This window comes from Marinimicrobium sp. UBA4509 (assembly GCF_002388575.1).
GTDB lineage: Bacteria > Pseudomonadota > Gammaproteobacteria > Pseudomonadales > Cellvibrionaceae > Marinimicrobium > Marinimicrobium koreense.
On record NZ_DGMV01000023.1, the window covers coordinates 11,858 to 12,555 of the forward strand.

2 pseudogenes are annotated in these 698 nt (G+C 60.2%); both read right to left on the bottom strand.

Annotated elements, in window-relative coordinates:
* A pseudogene (gene sdhB, locus B3520_RS02590) lies at window positions 1-107 on the bottom strand (succinate dehydrogenase iron-sulfur subunit); the annotation flags it as partial.
* Window positions 108-119: 12 nt separating this feature from the next.
* Window positions 120-698, bottom strand: a pseudogene (gene sdhA, locus B3520_RS02595) (succinate dehydrogenase flavoprotein subunit); the annotation flags it as partial.

The following is a 698-nucleotide window of genomic DNA, read 5'->3' on the forward strand; positions in this document are numbered from 1 at the left end:
ACGTCGAGCACCATCAGGTCCTTACCCTGAGTGTCCACTTCGTAGGACTTCATGTAAGGCGCTTTGTCGGTCTCGGGGTTGTAGCGATAGACTTCAACTTTCAACATAACTCGTACCCCTTAATAAACACGTGCTTTCGGTTCGAACGCGTCCATGGTGCGCGGGGCAAAGTTCACGCCGCGCTTACCCACCCGCTTGTCGACCGGATAGTACATGGAGTGGCACAGCCAGTTCTTGTCGTCGCGCTCCTGGAAGTCCTCGCGGGCATGGGCGCCGCGAGACTCGGTGCGCTCATTGGCCGCGATGGCAGTGGCCTCGGCCACTTCCAGCAGGTTCTGCAACTCCAGAGCTTCAATCCGGGCCGTATTGAACGCATCGCTCTTGTCGTCGATAGACACGTTTTCAATGCGCTCGCGCAGGGCGGCCAGCTTTTTGATGCCCTCGGCCATGAAGTCACCCTTGCGGAATACGCCAAAGTGGTTTTGCATCACTTCCTGCAGCTCTTTGCGCAGTACCGCACTGCTCTCCCCACCGGTCGAGCTGTTCAGGCGATTCAGTCGGGCCAGCGACGCTTCGATATCGCTCTCGCGCGGCGCCTGCTGCTCTGCGCCTTCACGCAGCACTTTCTCGATGTGCTTGCCGGCCGCCCGGCCGAACACCACCAGGTCCAGCAGCGAGTTGCCGCCCAGGCGGTTGGC